Raw genomic sequence first — 17,820 nt, 5'->3', positions numbered from 1 at the left:
GCCCATGCCGGGATCGAGGTCCCTCGAGCATGATCCGGAAAAGTGCGTAGCGGTTTTCCGAAAAGATCATGCTCAAACGAAAACCTAAAACGCGATGACGATTCATCCTAATCGCATCGCGCTTTAGGGACGTGGGCTATCCTCACCCGCTCCGCTTCTGCCGCGCGCTCGCCAGCAGCACCAGCATGAATGAGGCCGCCGTCATCAAGGTCGAGATCGCGGCGATGGTCGGGTCGATCTCATCGCGCAGCGCGGTGAACATGCGTTTGGTCAGCGGCTGATACTGGCCGCCGGAGATGAACAGCGCGACGATGGTCTCGTCCATCGCCGAGATGAAGGCAAAGATGCCCCCGGCGACCACGCTGGACTTGATCTGCGGCAGCGTCACGGCGAAGAAGCTGCGCAGGCGGTTCATGCCGAGGCTGCGCGCCACCATCTCCTGCGCGGGATCGAAGCTCTGCAGACCCGCAAGCACCGAAATCACGACATAAGGCAATCCCAGCATCACGTTGGCAAGCACAAGACCGGGCATGGTCGCGACCAGGCCGATCCTGGCATAGACGAAGAAGATGCCGACCGCGGTGATGATGATCGGCACCACCAGCGGCAAAAGCAGCGCCATGTGGATCAACCGCATGATGCGCAGCTTCGACTGGCTGATGGCATAGGCAGCGGCCACTCCGAACGGGGTCGCGATCACGACGGTGAGGAGGGCGACCGTCAGCGTCACCTGCGTCGCCTGCATCCAGGCGGGATTTGAGAAATATTGCTGGTACCAGCGCAGCGAAAACGACGGCGGCGGAAAGGTCAGAAAGCGCGCGCTGGAGAACGAGATCGGCGCGATGATCAGAACAGGGAGGATCAGATAGATCAGCACCAGCGCGCTGATCACGTAGAGGGCGATCCGTGCGGGCGAGGCGCGCATCATTTCTGCCCCAACACACGATCGAGCGAAATGAAGCGGCTGACGACGAAGAAGATTGCGAGCACGCTCAGGAGCAGCACCACCGCGACCGCGCTCGCCGCCCCGAATTGGTTGTAGAGCTCGACATTGCGGCTCACCAGCATCGACACCATCACGGTGCGGCCGCCGCCGAGCAGCTCCGGCGTGATGTAGAAGCCGAGGCAGAGCACGAACACCATGGTGCAGCCCGCTAGCACGCCCGGCAGTGATAGCGGCAGGAACACGCGGAAGAAGGTCAGCGACGGGCTCGCGCCTAGACTGGCGCCGGCCTGCATGAGATCGTTCGGAATCTTCTGCATGGTGGCGTAGAGCGGCAGCACCATGAACGGCAGCAGGATGTGCACGGTGGCAACCACCGTGCCGAATGTGTTGTGGACCAGCGCGAGCGGCTCGGAGATCACATCGAGGTAGCGCAGGAACTGGTTGATCACGCCGCTGCGCTGAAGCAGCACCAGCCAGGCATAGGCGCGCACCAGCACGCTGGTCCAGAACGGCAGCACGACCAGCGACAGGATGAGGATGCTCCAGCCCTTCGGCACCGAATTGGCGAGGTAGGCCACGGGATAGCCGAGCAGCAACGCGATCACCGTGACCGCGAGGCTGATCTCGAAGGTCAACGCAAAGCTGCGCCAGTAGACGTCCTCGGTGAAGACACGGCGATAGTTCTCCACCGTGAAGCCATCATGATAGATTGACTGCCAGGCGAGCCAGCCGACCGGCAGCACGATCAGAGCCAGGATCACCAGCAGCGCCGGCGACACCAATGCCAGCATCAGGCCGTGCTCGCGGCGCTGATGTTTTTGGGAGGGATCTGGCATGGATGTCGTCGGCATTCGCTCGCTCATCTCGGGTGCTGCACCTCTCCCGCTTGCGGGAGAGGTCGGATCGCGAAGGCGATCCGGGTGAGGGCTTTCTCATCTTGGGGAGCGTTCATTGCGGAGACACCCTCTCCCCGACCCTCCCCCGCAAGCGGGGGAGGGAGCGCAGCGTCTCTGCCGATGCTTCTCCGCCCATCCCTCCTCTCGTCCTACTTCTGCATGAACGATGCCCAGCGCTTCTCGGCGGCTTCGCCCGCGGGCGAGGACCACCAGGCGTAGGACATCAGCGCCTGCTTGGCGGCGTTGGCCGGCTCGCTCGGCAATTGCGCGGCGCGCTCGGGCTTGATCACGCCCGTCTCGAAGGCCTTGGGGTTGCCCGGGCCATAATCGATGTGCAGCGGCAGATTGGCCTGGTGCACGGGATCCACGGCCTCGTTGAGGAATCTCACCGCCGTGGCGAGGTTCGGCGCGCCCTTGAGGATGCAGAGCGAGGTGCTCTGCAGGATGCCTTGGTTGTAGGTAAAGGCAATCTTGGCGCCCTCCTTGGCGACGGCACTGACGCGGCCGTTCCAGGCCATCTCCATGTCGACCTCGCCGTCATTGAGCAGCTGCGCCGACTGCGCGCCCGAGGTCCACCACACCGTGATGTGCGGCTTAATCTCCTCCAGCTTCTTGAAGGCGCGATCGACGTCGAGCGGATAGAGCTTGTCGGGCGCGACGCCGTCGGCCATCAACGCGGCTTCGAGCGTCGCGAACGGGTGATTGCGCAGCGCGCGGCGGCCGGGGAATTTCTTCACGTCCCAAAAATCGGCCCAGCTGTTCGGCGCGTCCTTCGGGAAGGTCTTCAGGCTGTAGGACAGCACGCTGGAATAGAACTCGTAGGACACCGAATAGGGACTGCGATAGGCCTCCGGCATCGCCGCGCCGTTGGGAATCTTCGAAAAGTCGAGCTTCTCGATCAGTCCCTGCTCGCCGCCGCGCAGACAATTGCCGGTCGGGGTGTCGACGACATCCCAGATCGGCTTGCCGCTGCCGACCTGGGTCTTGATCGCGGGCCAGGCGTCGGGAATGGAGTCCTGGTTGATGGTAATACCAAGCTTCTTGGCTGAGGGATCGAGGATCGCCACCGTCTGCGCCTGCTGATAGGCGCCGCCCTGCGAGACGAAGGTGATCTGCTCGGCGGCATCGGCCGCACTGATCAGTCCGATTGCGCCCAGCATCGCGCAGCCCAATCCAATAGTCCGCTTCATCGTCATCCTCGCCTCCTCCAAATAGATCTCACTGACCGATCGCATCGAGAAACTGGTACCAGCCCGCCACCATGCGCACGGCGGGCTCACGCAGCGGATAGAATGGGATCGCCTTCATGCGTCGCGCGTCGAGCAGGCCGACGTCGGGCGTCTCGCCGCGCACGAAGGCAGCAAGATAGCGGCCCATCAGGCTCGACATCGCAACCCCGGCGCCGTTGTAGCCGATCGAAAACAGCGTGCGGTCGTCGAGCCGTCCGATATGCGGCACCGAGTCCAGCGTCATCGCAACCAGCCCCGACCATTTGTATGCGAGCGAGACATCGGCGAGATCGGGGAAGATGCCGACCATCGCCTTGCGCAAGGCGTCGAACGCGGCCTGCGAATCCTGCTTGCCGAAGGCGCCACGGCCACCGAAGATGACGCGATTGTCGACCATGCGGAACCAGCGCATCATGCGCTTGGTCTCGGTGTAGGTGCGCCCCGTCGGCATCAATTTTCCTGCGAGATTGCCGGGGAGCCGCTCGGTTGCGACCATGGCGCTGCGGAACGGGATCAGCGTGCGCTGCAGATGCGCCGTCGCGCCGGTTAGATCCGAATAGCTGTTGGTGGCGATGATCGCCTGTTTCGCGCGCACCGCGCCATGCGGCGTCTCGGCGACGATGCCGTCCTTCTCGCGCCGAAGCTTTGTCACCGGCGATTCCTGGAAAATGGGAACGCCGCGGCTCGCAACGCCATTTGCGAGGCCGCGCAAATAGTTCAGCGGATGGATCCCGCCCGAGCCGGGATTGAGCACGCCGCCGACAAAGATGTCGGAGCCGGTCTCCTCGTGCACGCCGTTCTTGTCGAGGATGCGAACCGCGCCGGAGCCCATTTCGCGCGTCATCCAGTTGGCCTCGTCGATCGCGGCCTTAAGCGTCGTCTCATTGTGCGCGGCCTTGACCTGGCCGGTGCGCGTCAAATTCGCGCTGGTGATGCCGAATTCGGAGACGAGCTCCTCGACCATGTCGGTCGATTCATGCGCGATCTCGTACATGCGCCGTGCCATGTCGCGCCCGTGCACGGCATCGATCTCGCGAAACGACAGGCGGAACTTTGCCGTGATCACCCCGCCATTGCGCCCGCTCGCGCCCCAGCCGGGGCGGTTGGCTTCGAGCACGACGGGGCTGAGCCCGCTTTTCACGATGTGGTGCGCGGCCGAGAGGCCGGTGTAGCCGGCGCCGATGATCACCACATCCGCCTGTTGCTCACCCGAGAGCACGGGAAACGCGCGCGCCGGCTCCGCCGTGGCTTCCCACAGTGAATTGACCGATGGCAGCGCGCGCCAGTCCCGTGTCATGCCACAGCTCATCCGTTATGCCGCCGGCCCGATCGCGGCGTCGGCAAGCGCCTTCAGGGTTGGATAATGAAAGTCCGGCTTGGTCAGCGTCTCCACCGCCGGCGTGCCGCCGAAACCGGCAATGCCCTGGCGGCGCTCGATCCAGCACACCTTGTAGCCGAGCTTCCGCGCGATCCCGATGTCGTGATACTGGCTCTGCGCGACGTGCAGGATGTCGGACTGCTTGTAGCCGAAGGCCGACTGGCGGCCCTTGTTGTAGGCGAAGAATTCCGGGTTCGGTTTTGCAACGCCCGTGTCGTCGGCACACACGGTGTCGTCGAAGGGATTGCCCAGCGCGTGCGCGTAGCAGGACAGCGCGACGCGGTCCGCGTTGGTCATCGCGACTAAGCGGAATTTGGTGCGCAGACGCCTGAGCGCTTCGACCGAATCCGGGAACGGTCCCCAGCGCAGCACCGAGAGCTGGAACATGTCGCAGGAGGCATCGTCCGCTGGCAGGCCGAGTTCGGTGGCGAGATGGCGATAGACATGGAACATCACCTCGCTCGAGCGCTCGTAATGCTTGTCGCGGCCACGCTTGTAGGGCTCGAAGATTTGGTCGTCGCTGAGCTCGGCCGCCTTCTTGCCTCCGATCTTGCGCACCGCTTCGAGCACGCCGGTCTCGAAATCGATCAGGGTGCCGACGACGTCGAAGGTGAGGACCTTGAAATTGCTGAACGCGGCTTGGGTGGACATGTCAGTTTCTTCTCTCAGGTTGGATGAGGCTTGAGTTCAGTCCCTCACACTGGGCACGACGATGGTGTCCTCGGGATGGAGGGTGACGGTGAGGCTGCCGCCGACCGGCGGAATGCGGTGATAGGCCTGGTGGTAGCTCGGCTGGCGCAGGCTGAGCGCGACGCCATCGGCGAGCGCGAGGAAAATGCGCAGGCTCTCGCCCTGATAGACAATGTCGGTGACGGTCCCGGTCAGCCGGTTACAGGCGGCATCCTGCGCGCCGTCATCGATCAGCAGCTTCTCGCTGTGCACCGCCAGCATCAGGGCATCGCCATCGGGAATGGCGCGGGCGCTGCGCAGCAAGGCGTTGCCGAGCGCAACGCTGGAGCCATCGACACGGCGGACCGGCAGCATCGTGGCTTCGCCGATGAAGCTGGCGACGAAGGAATCGACGGGATAGTCGTGCAGCCGCGCCGGCTGGTCGATCTGGACCAGCCGGCCGTCCTTCATGACGGCGACCCGGTCGCTCATGGTCAGCGCCTCGCGCTGATCATGGGTGACGTAGATGATGGTTGCGCCGATGCGCTTGTGCAATGCGCGCAGCTCGATCTGCATGGATTCGCGGAGCTGCTTGTCGAGCGCCGAGAGCGGCTCGTCCATCAGGATCAGGCGCGGCTCGAAGATCATGGCGCGCGCCAGCGCCACGCGCTGGCGTTGACCGCCGGAGAGCTGCGCGATGCCGCGCTCTTCATAGCTGGCAAGCCCGACCATGCTGAGCGCTGCGCGCACCTTGTCCGGCCAGGAGGACTTCGGCAGGCGCCGCGCGCGCAGCGGAAAGGCGACGTTCTCGCCGACGCTCATGTGCGGAAACAGCGCATAGTTCTGGAAGACGACGCCGATATCGCGCTTGTGCGGCGGCATGTAGGTGACGTCGCGGCCGCCGAACAGAATCGTGCCTGAGGTCGGCAGGATGAAGCCGCCCAGAATGCCGAGCAGCGTGGTCTTGCCGGAGCCGGAGGGGCCGAGCAGTGAGACGAATTCGCCGGCGCCGACAGTGAGCGAAACGTCGTCGAGGGCGCGAACGGCGCCATAGGCCTTGCTGGCGGACCTGATTTCGACGCTTTCCGCTCGCTTGTCCAACGATCGACCTCGCCATGTCCCTAGCTGGCGTGCCTCGCTGCGCGCCATAAGCCTGCTTTATAGACAGGGATTCCGTGCGGCCACGGCCGAACCGTGCGCTGCAGCAAATCTTCCTTCAGCGCCCCTGTCTTTGGGCTGTCATATCGATGACACCAGACTTGCGAAAACTCGGCAATTGCCAAATTCTCACCGCGCCCATAACATGACGTTATGCCAGAGCTGCGCCGCATGCTGCCTTCCAGCAACGCCCTGTTCGTCTTCGACGCAGCGGCGCGCAACGGCAGCTTCACGGCGGCGGCCGCCGAACTAAACGTGACGCAGCCAGCGGTGAGCCGGATGCTCGGCCAGTTCGAGGAGCATCTCGGCGTTCGCCTGTTCGATCGCACAGCGGGGCGCGCGGTGCTCACCGAGGAAGGCGAGCTCTTGTATCGCCGCGTGCTCGAAGGCTTTCGCAGCATCGAGAGCGGGCTCGTCGAGATCGAGCGGCGCCGCAAGGGCACCGAGACGGTGACGCTGTCGGTCTCCTCCGCCTTCACCACACACTGGCTGATGCCGCGCATCGACAAGCTGCAGAAACAGTTTCCGCAGGTCGATCTGCGCTTCCAGCTGATCTCCGGCGCGCTCCGCGGGCCGGTGGAAAATGTCGATCTCGGCATGCGCTTCCGCGACCGCGACGAGCCGTCATCCGGCGGCACACTGGTGATGAAGGAAGTGATGCTGCCGATGTGCAGCCCCGGCTATCTCGGCGAGACTGATCCCACCGAGGGCAACACCATCATCCGCCTCGCCGAGACGCCAGGCGACTGGGCCGCGGATTACGCTTCGCTCCTCACCGGCCGCCGCGGCGCGGCCAAGGTGCTGAGCTTCACCGACTATGCCGTCGTGGTGCAGGCGGCCCTGCTCGGGCAGGGTATCGCGCTCGGCTGGCTGACGGTCGCCTCGCACTGGCTGCTCACCGGCGCGCTGGTGCCGGCCTCCGACACGCTGACCACCACGCGCCGCATCTGCGAATTCCTGCCGCCGCGCAACCGGATCATGCGTCCAATCGCCGCCGAGATCCGCGACTGGATCATCGCGCAGATGAAAAGCGAGATCGCCGCGATCGACCGGCTCTATCCGAAGCTCGGCGCGATGGACGCGTGCTACTAGGCCGCCCGTGTTGGGATGAAGCAGACCTCCCTCCCTCCACGTCATTGCGAGCTCCGCGCAGCAATCCAGAGTCTTTCCGCGGAGGGATTCCGGATTGCTTCGCGGACCCTGTCATCGGGCCCGCGCTTCGCGCGGACCCGGTGGCTCGCAATGACGATGCCGATCGAGCTTTGGCTCTATCGATGCTCGATCGCCCTGATCGCGCCGCGGAGCTCGGCGAGGCCGCGCAGGCGGCCGATCGCGGTGTAGCCGGGATTGGTGCGCTTGGTGGCGGCGAGGTCGTCGAGCATGCGGTGGCCGTGGTCCGGGCGGAACACGATCCTCTTGTCCGGTGCGCGCCGCGCGTTCTCCTTCAAAAGCGCCTTCAGCACCGCGATCATGTCGACGTCGCCGTCGAGATGATCCGACTCGTAGAACGACAGCCCGTCGGCCTCGCGCTTGATCGCGCGCAGATGGGCGAACGCAATGCGCGGGCCGAAGCGCTCCGCCATTTCGGGCAGATTGTTCTCCGCGCGCACGCCGAGCGAGCCCGTGCAGAAGCAGATGCCGTTCGCCTTGGACGGCACGGCATCGAACAGCGCCTGATAATGGTCGGCGCTGGAAGCAATGCGCGGCAGGCCGAACAGCGGCCGCGGCGGGTCGTCCGGGTGCAGCGTCAAGGAGACACCGAGCTGCTCGGCCACCGGCGTCACGCGCGCGAGGAATTCCGCGAGATGCTGCCGCAGGATCTCAGGCGTGATGTCGCGATACGTCTCGAGACGATCACGGAATTGCGGAATCGTCATCGGCTCTGTGGTCGAGCCCGGCAGCGCACTGGCAATGACCATGACGAGATAATCGACATCCGCCTGGCTCATCTGCTCGAACAGCTTTTTCGCGCGCGCCTGCGCTTCCGGCGAATATTCCTGCACGGCGGCCGGCCGTTTCAGGATATGCAGCTCGAACGCGGCAAAGCGGTCCTGGTCGAAGCGCATGGCGCGGGCGCCGTTCGGCAGCTCCCATTCGAGGTCGGTGCGGCACCAGTCCACCACGGGCATGAAGTTGTAGCAGATGATCTTGATGCCGCTGGCGGCCACCGCCTCGAGGCTCGCGATCCACGCCTCGATCGATTTCGTCGCCCTTCCGCCGAGCCGCTTGACGTCGTCAGGAATCGGTATCGATTCCACCACCGACCAGGTCAGCTGCGAGCGGCCGGGCTGGCCGTTCTCGATGAAGTTCTTGCGCTCCTCGACCGCCTTCCGCGTCCAGGCTTCGCCGATCGGCACCTGATGCAGGGCCGAGACGATCTGGCTCGCCCCGGCCTGCCTGACATCATCGAGCGAGACCGGATCATCCGGCCCGTACCAGCGCCAGCCCTCCAGCATCATACGCTGCCTCCCATCAGTTCGCGGTCAGCACGACCTTGACGCTCTGCGAGCGGTCGAGCGCCAGCCGCAACGCGTCGGGGGCGGTCGAAAGCGGCCGCTCGGCGGTGACCAGCGACAGCACATCGACGCTGCCGTTGCCGATCAGTTCCACCGCATTCATGAACTCGAAGCCGAACCGGAACGAGCCGCGCAGGTCGATCTCCTTGGCCATCACCGCGTTCGACGGCGTCGGGATCTGGCCGCCGGGCAGATTGCCGATCTGGACCACGACACCGCCGCGCCTGACGATGCCGATCGCGCTGGCAAGGCCAGCCGCCGTGCCCGAGACCTCGAAGGCAACGTCGTAAGGACGCGCGGCGGCCTGCGCCTTCAGGCCCTCTTCACCGCCCGACACGTTCTCGACGTGGGAAGCGCCGAGCTTGGTCGCAAAGGCCAGCGGCGCCGGAGCGATGTCGGCCACCGTAATGTCAGCCATGCCGGCGCGGCGCGCCGCAAGCATGGTCAAAAGCCCGATCGGGCCGGCGCCAAAGATGATGCCGCGCTTGCCCTCGATCTTGCCGGCGCGCGCCACCGCGTGCAGGCAGACCGCGAGCGGCTCGGCCAGCGCCGCGGCCTGGTAGGAGACGTGGTCCGGGATCTTCACGCACTGCGCGGGGATTGCGTCGAAGAAGTTAGCAAAGCCGCCCTGCATGTGCGGCGTCTTCGAGGCCGAGCCCATGAAATAGATGTTCTCGCACAGGTTCGGCCGGCCCTCGCGGCAGGCGACGCAATGGCCGCACCAGCGCGACGGATTGACGGCGACGCGGTCTCCCACTTTCAGATTGGCAACGGCGCCGGAGATCTCCACGACCTCGCCCGAGATCTCGTGTCCCAGCACCAGCGGCGACTTCACCACGAAGTCCCCGGTGCGGGCATGGCGGAAATAGTGCATGTCTGAGCCGCAGATGCCGCCGGCGCCGAAGCGGATGCGGACCATACCGTGGGCGAGCTTGTCGAGCGGATGCTCGATCATGCGCAGGTCTTCGGGGCCGAACAGGGTCGCGGCGAGAGCGGTCGAGGTCATTTGGAGAGTCCCATGTATTTTGGCAGCCAGAGGGTCAGGTCGGGAATGTAGGTGATCGCGATCAGCGCAAGCAGCAGCGGCACCAGCCAGGGCAGGATGGCGACCGTCGTGCGCTCGACCGAGAGCTTTGCCACGCGGGCGAGCACGAACAGCACCATGCCGAGCGGCGGATGCAACAGGCCGATCATCAGGTTCAGCGTCATGATCAGGCCGAAATGGATCGGGTCGATGCCGAGCTTGAGCACGATCGGCAACAGGATTGGCACCAGGATCGTGATCGCCGCCGTGGTGTCGATGAAGCATCCCACGAACAGGATCAGCACGTTGGCGAGCGCCAGGAACACCCATTTGTTGTGGGTGATGCTGAGCATCCAGTCCGAGAGCATCTGCGCCGCCTGCGACACCGTCAGCAGCCAGGCGAAGATCGAGGCGGCGGTGACGATGAACAGCACCGAAGCCGTGGTCTCGATAGTGTCGAAGGTCGCCTTGGCGACGGTCTGGAACGTCATGGTGCGGTAGCGCACGAGGCCGAGGAATAGCGACCAGATCACCGCGGCGACCGCAGCTTCCGTGGGCGTGAACCAGCCCAGCGTCATGCCGCCGATCAGGATCACCGGGGCCATCAGCGCCATCACAGCCGAGAAGTCGAAATACCAGTCGATCAGGAGCAGCGTACCGAGGCCGATCACGACCGCCATGTTGACCGAGAGGCCGGCGAGCACCATCAGCCAGATCGCCATCGGGAATGACAGCACGATCAGGATCTCGAGGCCGGCCGAGCCGAGCTGCGGCCAGGAGAACGGCGTATCGCTGCCCCATTTGTTCTTGTGCGCGAAATAGGTGACGGTCACCATCATGAACAGCGTCAGCACGACGCCGGGAATGACGCCACCGAGGAACAGCGCGCCGATCGAGACGTTCGCCATCATGCCGTAGATCACGAAGGGCAGCGACGGCGGAATGATCGGCCCGAGCGTCGCCGAGGCCGCGGTGACGCCGACCGAGAACTCGGTGGAGTAGCCGTGGTCCTTCATCGCCTTGATCTCGATGGTGCCGAGGCCGGCGGCATCCGCGATCGCGGTGCCCGACATTCCGGAAAAGATCACCGAGCCGATGATGTTGACGTGGCCGAGGCCGCCGCGCATCCACCCTACCAGCGCGACGGCGAATTTGTAGATGCGCCCGGTCACGCCGGCGATGTTCATGAGATTGCCGGCCAGGATGAAGAACGGCACGGCGAGCAGCGGAAAGCTCTCGACGCCGGCGATCATGCGCTGCGCCAACGTAACGTCAGGCGTCACGCCGCTGACCAGGATGTAGAGCAGCGACGACACGGCCATGGCGATCGCCACGGGAACGCCGAGCAGCATCAGGACGAGAAAGCCTCCGAGCAACAGCAGCATGGTCTTATCCTTCCGATCCGTCGTAGGCACCGGGACGTTCGAGGACCGAGTAACCCTGCCGCCAGTTCTGGATTGCCACCTGCACGGCGCGTGCGAACATCAGCACGAACCCGAGCAGCACGGCGTAATAGACGTAGTCCTTGGGAAGATTGATCGTGGTCATCTGCTCGTCGCCGATGATCCGGATGTAGACCCAGACCAGCTTGATGGCGTAGCCGAAGAAGGCGATCCGGATCAGATCGATCGCCGTCGACAGCACGCGCCCTACGGCATGCGGCAGATAGCGATAGACGAGGTCGACCTGGATATGCCGCGACAGCCGTACGCACATTGATGAACCGATGAAGACCACGCCGATCAGGCAATAGGTCGCGATCTCCTCGGTCCAGGCGTAGCTGTCGTTCAGCACGTAGCGGGTGAAGAACTGCAGGAAGACGACGAGCGCCATCACCCAGAAGATCGCGAGCGCCAGCCAGTCCTCGAACGCGTAGACGCCGAGATCGACCTTCGGCGTCGCCTCTTCCTCGAAGGTGTGGGCGATTTCGTCCGCGGTGATCTGCCGGTGGATTTCGGCGGTGGACATGGGGGACTCCTCTTGACGTCATTCCGGGGCGACGCGCGAGCGTCGAACCCGGAATCTCGAGATTCCGGGTCTGGTCCTTCGGACCATCCCGGAATGACGACTCACTACTACTTGACCGCCTGGATCTTCTCCCAATCCGCCTTGCGGTACCCAAACGTCTCGAACGCGACGTTCTTCAGCACGGTATCGCGGAACTCGTTCTTGTCGACCTCGGTCACGGTCAGGCCCTTGTCCTTGAAGAAGGCGACCAGCTTGGCCTCATTCTGCTTGATCTCTCCCGTGGCCTTTGCAGCAGCCTCCTGCGCCACGTCGGCGAAGATCTTCTTGTCCTCGTCGGTGAGCTTCTTCCATAGCGCCCCGGCGATCACGGTGTTGAGGTGGTCGACGATGTGGCCGGTCAGGACGATGTGCTTCTGCACCTCGTAGAACTTCTTGGCCTCGATCGTGGTCAGCGGATTTTCCTGCGCCTCGACGGTGCCGTTCTGGAGCGCGAGATAGACTTCGGCGAACGCGATCGGCGCGGTGTTCGCGCCGCAGGCGCGCGGCATCGCGAGATAGGCCGGAACGTCCGGCACACGCATCTTCAGGCCCTTCATGTCGGCGCAGGTCTTGATCGGCTTGTTCGACGAGGTCTGGCGCACGCCGTAATAGGTCACCGCGACGATGTGGTGGCCGCTCTTGTCCTCATAGCCCTTGGCGAGCTCCTTGAAGATGTCGCTCTTGGTGTAGGCGAGCAGATGATCGGCGTCGCGGAAGGTGTAGGGATAATAGGTCACGCCAATCGGCGCGAAGCTCTTGGCGGCGAAGCTCGAGCCGGAGATGATGATGTCGACCGAGCCGAGCGAGAGACCCTGGTTGATGTCGGCTTCCTTGCCGAGCTGGGAGGCCGGATAGACCTCGATCTGGTAGCGCCCGTTGGTGCGCTTGGCGATCTCCTGTGCAGCCCAGACCGATGCCGTGTGGAACGGCTCCGAGGTCTCGTAGACATGGGCCCATTTGAGCTTGGTCTGCGCCATGCTCGCGCTCGTCGCCGCCAACAGCGTGGCGGCGGAAATCGCCACGGCAACCGTCATCTTCTTCAACATCGACTTTTCCTCCATCGTTCAAGTCTGCTTCTTGTTCACCCGCCCCGGCATGGATGCGAGCCGCCCAATCTCATCGCCGCCACGAGCTGCCGGTCTTGGTCCGTTCCTTGGCCCGTTCTTTGGCGCGTTCTTTGGCCTGCTTCTTCGAAGGTCGCTTTGGTGCCGCCGGCTTCGCCGCGGAGCGCGCGGTCCGGCTTCGCCCCGAGGACGCTGCTGCGGCGCTCTCGGCGCCAAAGTTCTGCGCAAAGCGCTCCTGGGACCGCGCCAGATGAACGCGCATGGCTTCGCGCGCAGCGTCGGGATCACGCGCTGCGATCGCGTCGCGCACGGCGCGATGCTCGTCGAGCGCCGTGCGCCACGTGCCCGGGTTCTCGAAATAATGCGCAAGCTGCGCGAAATAGGGATTGAGGCGCTGGTCGAACAGCTCGCCGACTACGCGCACCAGCACGGCATTGCCGAGGCTTCCGGCGATGGCGACGTGGAATGCGCGGTCGTGCACCATCGAGGCTTCGCCGGGATGCTCGACGCTCTCCATCGCGACCAGGGAGGCGTCGATGCGGGCGACGTCATCCTTCGTCGCCACGCGCGCGGCCTGCTCGGCGATAGCGCTCTCCAGGAATTCGCGGGCGCGCAAGAGCTCGAACGGGCCTTCGATGACGGCAGCTTGTGTGGGCGCGGCCACGGCGGCGGGCTCGATCACATAGATGCCGGATCCGACGCGGATGCGCAGGCGGCCTTCGACCTCAAGCGCAATCAAGGCTTCGCGCACCGTCGGCCGGGACACCCTAAGCTGTTCGGCGAGCTCGCGTTCGGTCGGCAAGCGGCTGCCGACCGCGTACTCGCCGCTGTCGATCAGGCTTCGCAATTGATCGGCGACCTGGCGATAGAGCCGTCTCGCCTCCACAGCTTCCAGCGGCACGCTGGTCCTCCCGAAAGGGTCCCGCCAGGTCGTCCTGACCCGCGGCCTGCCAATTTTGGAAAATTGGTCTTACCAATTGGCCAGAGCATTGACCTGATACTGAATGCCATGTCAAGCAGCGGGCAAAGCAAAGGGGAGACGTCCATGCGCCAGAGCCCGATGCGCCTTGATTCCAGTTTCCTTGGTCGCGCCAATCTCGACCGGCTGGCACCTGCCATCCGCCGTCCGGCCTATGACCGATCACGCGTCACGCCCGGCATCGTGCATCTCGGCCTCGGCGCTTTTCATCGTGCGCATCAAGCCGTGGTCATCGACGACTGTCTTGCCAGCGGCAGCATGTCCTGGGGCATCGTGGGCGCGAGCCTGCGCAGCCCGGATACGCGCGACGCCCTCGCCCCGCAGGACCACCTCTACACAATGGCCGTCCGCGCCGCCGAAGGGACCGAGCATCGCGTGATCGGCGCCCTGCTCGACAGCGTCGTCGCGCGCGAGAAGCCGGCAGCCCTGGTCGAGCGGATGGCCGATCCCGCCATCCGCATCGTCTCGCTCACGGTCACCGAGAAGGGCTATTGCCACACGCCGCAGACCGGCGATCTCGACGAGCGGCATCCTGATGTCGTGCACGACCTCAATAATTTCGACGCACCGCGCTCGGCGCCGGGCTTCATCGTCGCCGCGCTGGCACGGCGGCGGGCGCAAGGTCTGTCACCCTTCACCGTGCTGTGCTGCGACAATCTCGCCGCCAACGGCCACACCGTACAGCGGATCGTGACACAGTTCGCCGCGCTGCGCTCGAAGGATCTCGGTAAGTGGATCGCCGACACGGTCGCCTTCCCCTCGACCATGGTCGACCGCATCGTGCCTGAGACGACAGATGCCGACCGCGATGCGGTCGCATCTGCGCTCGGCATGCGCGACGCCTGGCCGGTAATGACCGAGCCGTTCACGCAATGGGTGGTCGAGGACCGCTTCACCGCGGGCCGACCGGACCTTGCTGCAGCGGGTGTCGAGCTCGTCGGCGACGTCAAGCCGTTCGAGCTGATGAAGCTGCGGCTGCTCAACGCCAGCCATTCCGCGCTGGCCTATCTCGGCTATCTCTCCGGCTATGAGACCATCGCCGACACCATGCAGGATCCGCATTTTGCGCGCCTTGCCGCGCAGGTCATGGAAGAGGCCGCGGTGACGCTGACGATGCCATCGGGCACGGATCTCGCCGCCTACCGCTCCTCCCTGCTCAAGCGCTTCGCCAATCCGGCGCTGCATCACCGCACCTGGCAGATCGCCATGGACGGCTCGCAAAAGCTGCCGCAGCGGCTGCTCGGCGCGATGCAGGATCGCCTCGCGAAGGGCCTGCCGATCGCAACGCATGCGCTCGCGGTGGCCGGCTGGATGCGCTACGTCAGCGGCATTGACGAGCAGGGACGGCCGATCGACGTGCGCGATCCACTCGCCGGCGAGTTCGCCGCGCTGGCGCGCGAGGCGGGGCCCATTGCCGAGCGCCTCGCGCCGGCACTGCTCGGGGTGGCGAAGGTGTTCGGACCGCTCGCCGCCGAGCCGCGTCTGCGCGAGGCCGTCACCGCAGCGCTCGGCCGCCTCTATGCCGACGGCGCACGGCGAGCCGTGGCAACGCACGTTTCGGCGTGACCACGACGCAGGCAGCATCATGAATGCTGCACTGCGGCCAAAATCGACGGAAGTCGCGCTTGATTTTTGCCTGTCCTTGCCCCACCCGAGAGTGATGGGAAACGACACCAAGGTCATCGCCGCCAACGCGGCCTTTTACGCCGCGTTCTCGACCGGCGACTTCGCCGGCATGGAACGGATGTGGGCGGACGACGACGGCATCTCCTGCATCCATCCCGGCTGGCCGGCCATCATCGGCCGCGCCACCGTGATTGGAAGCTGGCGCGACATCCTGCAAAACCCGCAGCGGCCGCAGATCGTCTGCGCAGAGCCGCAGGCCATCGTCGACGGCGACAGCGCGCGCGTGCTCTGCATCGAGATCGTCGACGGCACCGCGCTGGCTGCCGCCAACCATTTTCGCCGCGTCGGCGACGAATGGCGCCTGGTGCACCATCAGTCCAGCCCGATCGCGCAGATTGTCGAGCAGGCCGAGGACGATAGAGCCAGTCACCGCGTCCACTGAGCACGGCGATCACGGCGGCGTGATCTACTGTGCATGGGGTTGTTTTTCAGCTTTTTGTTTGGCGGTCCAGAAGTTCCGACAGATCGTCGAGCACGACCTGCGCCCCGGTGAAGTCGTCGTCCCCGAAGAACATGCTGCGGGTGATCAAAACCGGGATGCCGGCACGCGAGGCCGCAATCAGGCCGTTGGCGGAATCCTCGATCGCAACGCAGTCGGACGCCTCGAGCTTCAGCCGCACCAGGATCTCGAGATAGACGTCCGGCGCCGGCTTCTTGTGCCTGACGTCATCGCCGGCGACGATCGCATCGAAATCCGAAGCCCAGCATTTGCCCAGCGCCTGCGACAGCAGCGCATCGATATTGCCGTGCGATGTGGTGGTCGCAATCGCAAGCCGCTGGCCCCTCGCCTTCGCGGCCCTGAGCAAATCCGTCACGCCCGGCCGCAAGGGGCAGCGGCCGGTCTCGACCAATTCGGCATAATGCGCGGTCTTGATGCGGTGGAGCTCTGCGATGTCCGTGTCCGACAAGGGCGGAGCGGTCACGAGCCTGTTGTGGTAGGCGCGCATGCGCTCCTTGCCGCCCGTCACCCGCAGCAGGTCCTTGTAGACGGCGCGGTCCCACTGCCAGTCGAGGCCGTGCCGGGCGAAGGCAAGGTTGAAGGCCTGCCGATGCAGCTCCTCGGTTTCGGCCAGGGTGCCGTCGACGTCGAAGATCAGCGCGGCAGCATGCCGGATCAGTTCGGCGGCATCCCCTGACGGCTGAACCAATGCTTCGGCCTGCATGCGATGCCTCCCTTCCGACGCCGCGTGAAGCGAGCATCGACCGAGCCGGAGGGCGAGACAAATCGCAATATCTTTTGCCGGACCCAAAAATCTCTTATGAGCGAACTGCGCGCGACGGCGCGAACGGGAACTTTCGATCCTCACGGGAGACGCATGCGGCTCTTCATCCTCGGCCTCGGCTACAGCGCGCGGCATTTCGTCCGCAAGCACGGCGGCAGCTTCTCGCATGTCGCCGGCACCATGCGCGATCCTGCGCAGCGGAACGATCCCGCCGGCCTCGAGGTGTATCCGTTTTCAGGCAGCCCTCCGTCGCGCGAGACGGTTGAACGTGTTCGCGACGCCGACGTCCTCCTGGTGTCGATCCCGCCCGGCAGCACCGGCGATCCGGCGATTGCGGCGTTCGGCGGCGTGTTGCAGGGATGCCGCTGCAAGGTGGTCTATCTCTCCACCATCGGGGTGTACGGTGATCACGGCGGAGCGTGGGTCGACGAGAGCACGCCGCCGCAGGCCATCCTCGACCGCACGCGCATGCGGATCGCGGCGGAGCAGGCCTGGACGGATGCAACTGGCGGCGATGCCGCGATCCTGCGGCTTGCGGGCATCTACGGCCCCGGCCGCAACGCGCTGGCGACGCTGCGCGCGGGAACGGCGAGGCGCATTATCAAGCCGGGGCAGGTCTTCAACCGCATCCATGTCGACGACATCGCGAGCGCGATCATGGCCGCGATCCAGCACGGGCGCGGCGGCACCTGGAACGTCTGCGACGACGAGCCGGCGCTGCCACAGGACGTGATCGCCTATGCCGCGCAGCTGATGGGCGTGGCGCCGCCGCCCGAAGAAGCGTTCGCCACCGCCGAGATGTCGGCGATGGCGCGCAGCTTCTATGCCAGCAGCGCCCGCGTCTCAAATGAGAAATTGAAGCGCGAGCTCGGCGTCACGCTGGCCTGCCCCACTTATCGGCACGGCCTCGACGCTCTCTGGCGCGCAGGCGAAGGACGTTAGGGTTCCTGCACTCCGATGCCTCTCAGACATGCCTCGCCCGTGCTTGACTTCATCCCTGTGCCGCCCCCGCCAGAATCAAAAGGGCGGCCGCTCGGGCCGCCCT

At 65.0% G+C, this 17,820-nt stretch carries 17 protein-coding genes; 4 read left to right on the top strand and 13 right to left on the bottom strand.

Annotation, left to right across the window (positions count from 1 at the left end):
* Positions 1–142: 142 nt before the first annotated feature.
* From HZZ16_RS10520 to HZZ16_RS10495, 6 genes are all read right to left on the bottom strand, one after another.
* On the bottom strand, positions 143–928 hold the full coding sequence (locus HZZ16_RS10520) for an ABC transporter permease (RefSeq protein ID WP_197948392.1): 786 nt from the start codon (positions 926–928) through the stop codon (positions 143–145).
* Positions 925–1,797: an ABC transporter permease gene (locus HZZ16_RS10515; protein WP_246510066.1), complete on the bottom strand. Its 873-nt coding sequence runs from the start codon at positions 1,795–1,797 to the stop codon at positions 925–927. The genes HZZ16_RS10520 and HZZ16_RS10515 overlap by 4 nt, the downstream gene beginning before the upstream one ends.
* A gap of 194 nt (positions 1,798–1,991) precedes the next feature.
* On the bottom strand, positions 1,992–3,038 hold the full coding sequence (locus HZZ16_RS10510) for an ABC transporter substrate-binding protein (RefSeq protein ID WP_197948391.1): 1,047 nt from the start codon (positions 3,036–3,038) through the stop codon (positions 1,992–1,994).
* Between the two features lie 22 nt (positions 3,039–3,060).
* Positions 3,061–4,368, bottom strand: coding sequence for an NAD(P)/FAD-dependent oxidoreductase (locus tag HZZ16_RS10505; protein ID WP_246510065.1), 1,308 nt, complete (start codon positions 4,366–4,368; stop codon positions 3,061–3,063).
* A gap of 15 nt (positions 4,369–4,383) precedes the next feature.
* The gene (locus tag HZZ16_RS10500; RefSeq protein ID WP_197948389.1) at positions 4,384–5,100 is read right to left on the bottom strand and encodes an HAD family hydrolase; all 717 of its coding nucleotides are present in this window, start codon (positions 5,098–5,100) and stop codon (positions 4,384–4,386) included.
* Between the two features lie 36 nt (positions 5,101–5,136).
* Positions 5,137–6,219: an ABC transporter ATP-binding protein gene (locus HZZ16_RS10495; protein WP_197948388.1), complete on the bottom strand. Its 1,083-nt coding sequence runs from the start codon at positions 6,217–6,219 to the stop codon at positions 5,137–5,139.
* Between the two features lie 210 nt (positions 6,220–6,429).
* On the opposite strand from HZZ16_RS10495, the gene HZZ16_RS10490 reads away from it, so the two are divergent.
* A complete protein-coding gene (locus HZZ16_RS10490) occupies positions 6,430–7,368 on the top strand; it encodes a LysR family transcriptional regulator (protein ID WP_197948387.1) in 939 nt (312 codons plus the stop codon).
* Positions 7,369–7,544: 176 nt separating this feature from the next.
* On the opposite strand, the gene uxuA is transcribed toward HZZ16_RS10490, so the two are convergent.
* From uxuA to HZZ16_RS10460, 6 genes are all read right to left on the bottom strand, one after another.
* Positions 7,545–8,735, bottom strand: a complete 1,191-nt coding sequence (gene uxuA / locus HZZ16_RS10485; protein ID WP_197948386.1) for a mannonate dehydratase — start codon at positions 8,733–8,735, stop codon at positions 7,545–7,547.
* A 13-nt stretch (positions 8,736–8,748) separates the two neighbouring features.
* Complete coding sequence (locus HZZ16_RS10480; protein ID WP_197948385.1) at positions 8,749–9,798, bottom strand: L-idonate 5-dehydrogenase; 1,050 nt, start codon at positions 9,796–9,798, stop codon at positions 8,749–8,751.
* Positions 9,795–11,201, bottom strand: coding sequence for a TRAP transporter large permease (locus tag HZZ16_RS10475; protein ID WP_197948384.1), 1,407 nt, complete (start codon positions 11,199–11,201; stop codon positions 9,795–9,797). The genes HZZ16_RS10480 and HZZ16_RS10475 overlap by 4 nt, the downstream gene beginning before the upstream one ends.
* Positions 11,202–11,205: 4 nt before the next feature.
* Positions 11,206–11,784: a TRAP transporter small permease gene (locus tag HZZ16_RS10470; protein WP_197948383.1), complete on the bottom strand. Its 579-nt coding sequence runs from the start codon at positions 11,782–11,784 to the stop codon at positions 11,206–11,208.
* Positions 11,785–11,891: 107 nt separating this feature from the next.
* Positions 11,892–12,857: a sialic acid TRAP transporter substrate-binding protein SiaP gene (locus HZZ16_RS10465; protein WP_376707562.1), complete on the bottom strand. Its 966-nt coding sequence runs from the start codon at positions 12,855–12,857 to the stop codon at positions 11,892–11,894.
* 82 nt (positions 12,858–12,939) lie between these two features.
* Positions 12,940–13,788: a FadR/GntR family transcriptional regulator gene (locus HZZ16_RS10460; RefSeq protein ID WP_197948381.1), complete on the bottom strand. Its 849-nt coding sequence runs from the start codon at positions 13,786–13,788 to the stop codon at positions 12,940–12,942.
* A gap of 159 nt (positions 13,789–13,947) precedes the next feature.
* Between HZZ16_RS10460 and HZZ16_RS10455 the strand changes: the two genes are divergently transcribed.
* On the top strand, positions 13,948–15,432 hold the full coding sequence (locus tag HZZ16_RS10455) for a mannitol dehydrogenase family protein (protein ID WP_197948574.1): 1,485 nt from the start codon (positions 13,948–13,950) through the stop codon (positions 15,430–15,432).
* A 94-nt stretch (positions 15,433–15,526) separates the two neighbouring features.
* Complete coding sequence (locus HZZ16_RS10450) at positions 15,527–15,934, top strand: nuclear transport factor 2 family protein (protein WP_197948380.1); 408 nt, start codon at positions 15,527–15,529, stop codon at positions 15,932–15,934.
* 46 nt (positions 15,935–15,980) lie between these two features.
* On the opposite strand, the gene HZZ16_RS10445 is transcribed toward HZZ16_RS10450, so the two are convergent.
* The gene (locus tag HZZ16_RS10445; protein WP_197948379.1) at positions 15,981–16,715 is read right to left on the bottom strand and encodes an HAD family hydrolase; all 735 of its coding nucleotides are present in this window, start codon (positions 16,713–16,715) and stop codon (positions 15,981–15,983) included.
* Between the two features lie 153 nt (positions 16,716–16,868).
* Here HZZ16_RS10445 and HZZ16_RS10440 point away from each other — a divergent pair, with 153 nt between their 5' ends.
* Positions 16,869–17,717: an SDR family oxidoreductase gene (locus HZZ16_RS10440; protein ID WP_197948378.1), complete on the top strand. Its 849-nt coding sequence runs from the start codon at positions 16,869–16,871 to the stop codon at positions 17,715–17,717.
* Positions 17,718–17,820: the final 103 nt, after the last annotated feature.

Source organism: Bradyrhizobium glycinis, from assembly GCF_016031655.1.
Taxonomy (GTDB): Bacteria; Pseudomonadota; Alphaproteobacteria; order Rhizobiales; family Xanthobacteraceae; genus Bradyrhizobium; species Bradyrhizobium glycinis.
Note: the sequence above shows the minus strand (reverse complement) of the source record. Positions and strands in the feature narration are given on the sequence as shown.